At 65.4% G+C, this 6,430-nt stretch carries 7 protein-coding genes and 1 pseudogene; 2 read left to right on the top strand and 6 right to left on the bottom strand.

Features of this window, described 5'->3' with window-relative positions; all coding sequences use genetic code 11:
* Positions 1-204: 204 nt before the first annotated feature.
* The 4 genes from Q1A87_RS22615 to Q1A87_RS22630 form a co-directional block, all read right to left on the bottom strand.
* Positions 205-1,095: an SGNH/GDSL hydrolase family protein gene (locus Q1A87_RS22615; protein ID WP_299656854.1), complete on the bottom strand. Its 891-nt coding sequence runs from the start codon at positions 1,093-1,095 to the stop codon at positions 205-207.
* Between the two features lie 36 nt (positions 1,096-1,131).
* Positions 1,132-2,430, bottom strand: coding sequence for a serine hydrolase domain-containing protein (locus Q1A87_RS22620; RefSeq protein WP_299656856.1), 1,299 nt, complete (start codon positions 2,428-2,430; stop codon positions 1,132-1,134).
* A 256-nt stretch (positions 2,431-2,686) separates the two neighbouring features.
* The gene (locus Q1A87_RS22625; RefSeq protein ID WP_299656859.1) at positions 2,687-3,568 is read right to left on the bottom strand and encodes an AraC family transcriptional regulator; all 882 of its coding nucleotides are present in this window, start codon (positions 3,566-3,568) and stop codon (positions 2,687-2,689) included.
* 492 nt (positions 3,569-4,060) lie between these two features.
* Positions 4,061-4,300 (bottom strand): hypothetical protein, encoded by a 240-nt coding sequence (locus tag Q1A87_RS22630; protein ID WP_299656862.1) that lies wholly within the window; start codon positions 4,298-4,300, stop codon positions 4,061-4,063.
* On the opposite strand from Q1A87_RS22630, the pseudogene Q1A87_RS24360 reads away from it, so the two are divergent.
* A pseudogene (locus tag Q1A87_RS24360) lies at positions 4,268-4,640 on the top strand (HupE/UreJ family protein). The gene Q1A87_RS22630 and the pseudogene Q1A87_RS24360 overlap by 33 nt on opposite strands.
* Positions 4,641-4,838: 198 nt before the next feature.
* Here the strand turns inward: Q1A87_RS24360 and Q1A87_RS22635 are convergent.
* Positions 4,839-5,225 carry a type II toxin-antitoxin system VapC family toxin gene (locus Q1A87_RS22635; protein ID WP_299656865.1) on the bottom strand — a complete coding sequence of 129 codons (387 nt, stop codon included), beginning with the start codon at positions 5,223-5,225 and terminating at the stop codon, positions 4,839-4,841.
* Positions 5,222-5,512 carry a hypothetical protein gene (locus Q1A87_RS22640; RefSeq protein WP_299656868.1) on the bottom strand — a complete coding sequence of 97 codons (291 nt, stop codon included), beginning with the start codon at positions 5,510-5,512 and terminating at the stop codon, positions 5,222-5,224. The genes Q1A87_RS22635 and Q1A87_RS22640 overlap by 4 nt, the downstream gene beginning before the upstream one ends.
* A 254-nt stretch (positions 5,513-5,766) precedes the next feature.
* On the opposite strand from Q1A87_RS22640, the gene Q1A87_RS22645 reads away from it, so the two are divergent.
* Complete coding sequence (locus Q1A87_RS22645; protein ID WP_299656871.1) at positions 5,767-6,348, top strand: recombinase family protein; 582 nt, start codon at positions 5,767-5,769, stop codon at positions 6,346-6,348.
* The last annotated feature ends 82 nt before the right edge of the window (positions 6,349-6,430 follow it).

The raw sequence follows: 6,430 nt of genomic DNA on the forward strand, positions 1-6,430 counted from the left end.
CCGCCTCCCAAGTTGGATTGTTGCGATCCCACCTTGGCACAGTGTGCCGTCGGGGGGCGGTTACACCATCAACGCCCCGCTTAAGCCAAAAGCATCACGATTGCTCCAGCCGCATTATTGTCGGAACGCGGTAAAACGGGACATGACGGCCGTTCTGAGCGGACGCCCTGGGGCCCGCAAAGCGCGGGCCCAAGTTTTATGTGTTCAGCCGCGGCGGCGCAGGCGGAGAACGCCGAAGCCACCCATACCGGCAAGGAGCAGAAGCCCAGCTGCCGGGAGCGGAACGGGCGCGACCACCGGGTCCAGCCCTAGAATGTCCGCATAGAGACGCTGCCCGACGATCCGGTGCGCGGAGTCCGACGGGTGCGCGCTGAAGTAGTAGAAGTAGGTTTCCGGGCTGTCGCAGACTGTCGCGCCCGGACCGAACCCCGACAGGCAGGCATCCGTGACGTTCGTAAAACCATAGGTATCAGGGTCATTGATGATGTCGTCGAAGTACATACCCCAATTGCTCAGCGTGATGCTAACGTCGCCGTAGAAGGCATCGAGTTCCGGCACGAGCTCCCGATAAGCCGGATTCAGGTTATCTGAGGTTGCAGTGAACGCCGGAACCTCCCGGGGAAGGATCGCGATCTGGATATACCTCGCACCCAGCTCGACGAGCTCGGCAACCTGCTCCCGGTAGGATGCGGTGACGTTCTCCGCCGGCTCGCCGCGATCGTTGAGGCCACCGGAGAGGAAAAACAGCGTGGAGGCCGGATCGAACGAGGCAACTCCGCTCGTCACAAGACTCACGTAGTTCGCGACCTGGTTGGTGAGGCTGGTGGGGCTCGTGGGGGTATTCTCGATACCGACCCGCGCGCCGCTCTCGGCAAAGTTGATCGAGCTGCGGCCCGGCATGGGTTCGTCCGGAAGGACGGCCGGATTGTCAAAGAACTCTGCGAGATAGCTTGCAGCTGTCCCGCCATCCGTCAGCGGGAACCCGGCACCGGTGTCCGAAAAGCTATCCCCGAAGATCTGGATCGCGTCGAACGTGACAGCCTGCGCCGTTCCGGCTGCGCCGAAGACAGCGACGACCGCCGCCGCGGCGGTCATCTTATATGGTCTGTGATATGTCATGGATTATCCTCCCTAGTTGACAATGGCTTGGTAGATCAGCGCGCGGAGCTTGGCCTGATCGTCGAGACCGCCGGTTTCGCCGAACTGCGTGAAGTAGGTCACGACCATCTCGGCTTCCGGATCGACCCAGTAGGTCGAATGGTAGGCCCCGCCCCAGCGGAACTCGCCGTCATGGCCGGGGATCCCGAGCGCGCCCTGATCGGTCGCGACCTGGAATCCATAGCCGAAGCCCGCCCCGGGCCGGAACGCGATGTCGCCGGTATGGTCGGTCGTCATCAGTGTGGTCGACATGGGCGAGAGGATGCGGTCGCCGTCCATCGTGACGCCTCCGTTGCGGATCATCTCGAGGAACACTGAGTAGTCATGTGCCGTCGACAGCAGGCCCGCCCCGCCCGAGAAGGTGACGTTCGGCCCGTGCCCCACGACGTAATCGCCCTGGTCGCCCATGGCGCCGGCCTCGGCGGCGGGGGTCAGCGTGCCGTCCTCCGCGCGGTCGTAGACCGTCGCCAGCCGATCCGCCTTGTCCTCCGGCAGGAAGAAGTATGTGTCGTCCATGCCCAATGGCTCGAAGAACCGGTCACGCAGGAACGCGTCCAGCGGTTGCCCGGATATCTCCTCGATCAGCGCGCCGAGGACGTCGATATTGTTGCCGTAGGCCCATTTCGTTCCCGGCTGGGCCAGCATCGGCAACGACGCCATCCGCCGCACGATGTCCCGGATCGGCTCGTCATCGCTGGCAAAATACCAGCCAGGAATGCCCGCGGCGTCCCAGGCCGCATCCGTCACGCCATTCTGCCAGCTTCCATATGGAACGCCGGATGTGTGCGTCAGCAAATCGCGGATCGTGATTGGCCGTTCCGCCGGCACCACGTCGAAGCCACCCGTGTCGTTCGGCACCCCGACGATGGTGGACATCCATTCCGGAAGATATTTGCCGACCGGATCCTCCACCAGCAGGAGACCTTCCTCCTGAAGGAGCATCGCGCCGGCCGAGATGATCGCCTTGGTTTGCGAGGCGATGCGGAAGATCGTGTCCTCCTCCATCGGGGAGCCGGAAGCGAGGTCGCGGGCGCCGAAGCTTTCGAAATACGGGACCTTCCCGTCGCGCGCGATCAGCAGCACGATCCCGGCCACGTCGCCGTCGTCGACATAGCCCTGCATCGCATCGGTGAGCCGCTGCAGCCGCTCGGCCGACATCCCGACCGCCTCGGGCGCCACCCTGCGCCACTCGTCCGCCGCGGCGCCGGTGGCAAGAAGCGCGGCGATGGCCGCGACGCTCGCGGCGCCCATGATCATTTTCGGAACATGCATGATGCGGCGTCCTCCCCGGCGTCCCGGTCCCGCGCGGGCGTCATCCTCCCGATGACGCACGGCGCCCAAACGCGCCGGCTTCTCGCGCCGACGTGATCGAGGTGACCTTGGCCGGGATAGTCGCCGGCGGCGGGGAGGCCGTCTGTCAAAATCTGTTAACCATTATCAGAAACGTCGACACTTGCCGCCGGACGCGCGCCGTCTCCGGGTGGGCATTCGCGGGCGTCGGAGTCGTTCGGGTCCGTCGGCGCGGCGGTCAAGCGTCCCGATGCGACCGGGCGCGAGCCGGCGTCGTGCCGGTGAACCGCTTGAACACGGAGGTGAAGTGGCTCTGATCGTTGAAGCCGGACTCGAGCGCCACGTCCACGATCGAGCGCTCCCCGTCGCGCAGCAGCTCGCGTGCCAGGAAGACCCGCTGGCGCAAAATGAAGCGATGCGGCGTCTCGCCGGTCATCTCGCGGAACTTCTGGCAGTAATACGAGACGCTCACGCCGGCTTCCTCGGCGAGGTCGATCAGCGGCAGGCGGTCGCCGCACCGGCTGCGGATCAGGTCGACCGATCGCGCGATCCTCCGGTCCGGACCGGTCCGGGCCGCCCTCGCGACGGGATATGCCCGGGCGGACGGGCGGTGGCCGGCGTGAAGGACGAGGGCGCAGACGAGATGGTCCAGGAACTCGGGATCCATCGGTCCATCCGTCCGGAAGGCGTGGCCGATCGTGGATAGGATGCGGTAGACGACGTCCTGCGCGCCCTCCGCCTCCCCCTCCCGCCGGAAGCCACGGCTCGTCATCGGGCCCGACGCTATGTCCCGATCGAGGATCCGGCTCGCGTCCGAGGCCGTCACGAAGAGGTGCCGGCCGATCATCCGGCCCCGCCAGCCGCCGACGAGCCCGGTCCCCGGCGTGGCAATCGCTGAGCTCGGGATGACCCTGCGCGACGGCGCCCTGCGGCCCGCCTCGACATGGACCGCGGGCGTCACGAGTTCCGCGAAGTGCAGACCGGTCGTCTCGACATCCCAGGTGCCGCCGTTGCCGTAATGCACCTCCTGAAACAGTCCGGAGCCGGCAGCCTGCGACAGCACGATCCGGGGGACATCGGAATACCGATCCCAGTGTCGCTCAGGCGCGATACCCCCCATCCCGCTCCTCCCGGCGCCAATCCTATTCCTTGCCAGATCAATTGTATAGTCGGCGGGGCACTTCCGGGCCGGTGGAGACGGCCGTTGCAAGCGCTACCGCTCGCCCGCTCCGCGTCGGAAGCGGCGCTGCGGCGCGGAGGTGGCGAGGAGCCACGGGCGAAAACCCGCCGCAGGGCATGATGTGGAATGGATAGCGGCGCCTCTGTGGACGTGCGGACCGAGGCGGGGCGCGTGACGGGCGATACCGCGAGGCCACGTCCGCGATGGTCGAGGTTCAAGACGCCGTGATCCCCACCCGGACGGACGAGAGCCCTAGCGTCTGCCGACGCTGTGGCGCTTCCTCATTGTCGCGCCGCCGCCGGCGTGATGAGTCTTAGCCACGATTGCGCACGCGCCTTCCCAGTATACTGGAGCCGCTTACCAGCCGCCGAAGCGCCGGACGGCGCCGGACGGAACGGCCAAATCCGGCGTCTCGACCCCTCGACGCCGAATCTATTTCGTCACGGCCTTCACGAAGTCCAGCAGCTTTGGCGCCCAGGTGTCGTCACCGAGATTGAAGCTCGACACCTTCGTCAGGTGATTGTGCAGCGGTACCTCTTCGATCTCGACCACATCCTCGCGATAGTCGCCGTCGGTCTGTGGGCGAGCCTCCTCGGCGGTCAGGCTCTCTAGGAAGTGCCATCCGCCTTCGTCGGGGTCATGATCATAGAATTCGCGCTGGCCTTGGCCCATGTCCTGCTGCCAATGGCCGAACCAATGATCCTGTCCTCGACGGTCGTGCTCGGACTGCTGGTCGCAATGGCCGTGCGGATGGACGTCCGGGTCTGCGCCTGTCTCATCGGGATGTTCCCTTTTCCAGGGCTATGCCCACGGAACCGAACTCGGCGGAGCGGGATCTCTGCGGCTCGGCACGGGCTTCGTTCTGTCGACGGCGCTCTTGCACCTTGCGGGCGTTGCGATCGGTCTGGGAGCGGGACGGCTTGGACGGCGCCTGGGCGCGGACGGAACCCTCGTCTCGCGCGGCTTGGGTGCGCTGACCGCGATCATGGTCATCGCCCTCGTCGTAGGCTGACGTCTGAGATCCAAATTAACCGCAGGGTCGCAGCAAGGTGCACCCATGCGGGACGGCTCCATGAAACGTCCACTGTCAGAGAACGGGTGTCTCACTTAGGTCTGAATATCTTCGTGGAACGTCCGCCCAAGGCGGTCTAGACCCTATCGCAACATCAGGCCGCCTCATGCCTGACCCACCCTGTCCGGCCGATGGTGCCTATCGGATGTGTTCCAGCGCCAGCCCCTCGACCTCCACCCGACGCCATTCGCGGTCGGCGGTAAGGACCGGTAGGCCTAAGCTGAGTCCCAGAGCCATGCAGGTCCGATCCCCAAGCCCCCGACCGTATCGCTCGGTCTGCGCATGGAGCCCGGCTGCCGCATAAGCCGCCGCGGCGTCGTGGTCATGGACGGCCAAGCGCAGTCCGTCGACGATCTCTCGAACGATCTCCACCTCTAGCCCGTCGCGGAGCAACTCCTTGACGACCTCCTGCAGGTTCACGGCGGAGATCGCGGCGTCGCCGACATAGGGCAACACGGCCTCGCCCCCGGTCTCGCCCTTCACAAAGGCCAGCACCGCGGAGGCGTCGAGCACGACGGAGGTCACGAAGCGCGGGCGTCCACGTCATCGGAGGTTGCCCTGCCCTCGTCTCGGTCCGCCTCCTCCCGGCGCTCGCGCAGGAAGTCGTCGACGCTGTGTGGAGACTTCACGTGAGTCCGGTACAGTTCCTGCGCCCGCCGTGCGCCGTGGTGCACGGGCGTGAGCCTGACCTCATCGCCGTCGATGGTCGCCACGACCTTGGCGTCACCGTGAAGGCCCATGGCATCGCGCATGGCCTTAGGAAGGACGAGGCGGCCATTAGAGGCAACCCGGAGGTCAACTGTGAGGGACATGGCTCGCCTCCTGACTAGACAAGAGTGTCCCTATGACAACCTGCGTTTGATGTCATCAGGAAAGTGATGACACATGCGAGGGTCCTGTCTCTTTCGGCGTGGGCAATCAAACGAAGGATTGCTTGCCCATGCCGCGCCGCCTTCCCACCAATTACGGAAAAAGGGCTCCGCGAGTAAGTAAATATGGTAAGCCAATCTTCGACAGGAAACGACATGCCCGCACGGGTTCCCTGCCCATCGGTCACGCGCCACCCATGCTGATCGGCTATGCGCGGGTCTCCACCCATGACCAGAACCTCGATCTGCAGCGCGACGCGCTCGAGGCGGCCGGTTGCGAACGGGTGATCGTCGACAAGATGTCCGGTGCGGCCTCCGCCCGCCCCGGCCTCGCGCAGTTCAAGGACATCCTGCGCACCGGCGACACGCTCGTCGTCTGGCGTCTCGACCGTCTCGGCCGGTCGCTTCGGGACCTGATCGACTGGGTTGGCGATCTCGACAACAAGGTCGTCGGTCTGCGCTCGCTGCACGAGGCGATCGATACCACCAGTCCGGCCGGCAAGCTCACCTTCCACATCTTCGGTGCCCTGGCCGAGTTCGAGCGCACCCTGATCCGCGATCGTACTCAGGCCGGACTGCCGGCCGCACGCGCCCGAGGCCGCAAGGGCGGACGCCCTCCACGCCTGAACAAAGACAAGCGCGAGCTCGCGATCCGCCTATACAATGAGCGTCAGGTGCCGATCGCCAGGATCTGCGCGATGATGGGCATCTCTAAGCCGACCCTCTACGCCTATGTCCGGGCCGCCGATCCAGGAAAGGTCGAACCCGACTCCGTGTAATCAACGCGTATCCGTCCGTTGTGACTGCTCTGACGGTGAGCCTCTGCTGTCGATAATGTCCATGATCGATAATGGACATCTT

This window comes from uncultured Jannaschia sp., assembly GCF_947494055.1.
Taxonomy (GTDB): domain Bacteria; phylum Pseudomonadota; class Alphaproteobacteria; order Rhodobacterales; family Rhodobacteraceae; genus Jannaschia.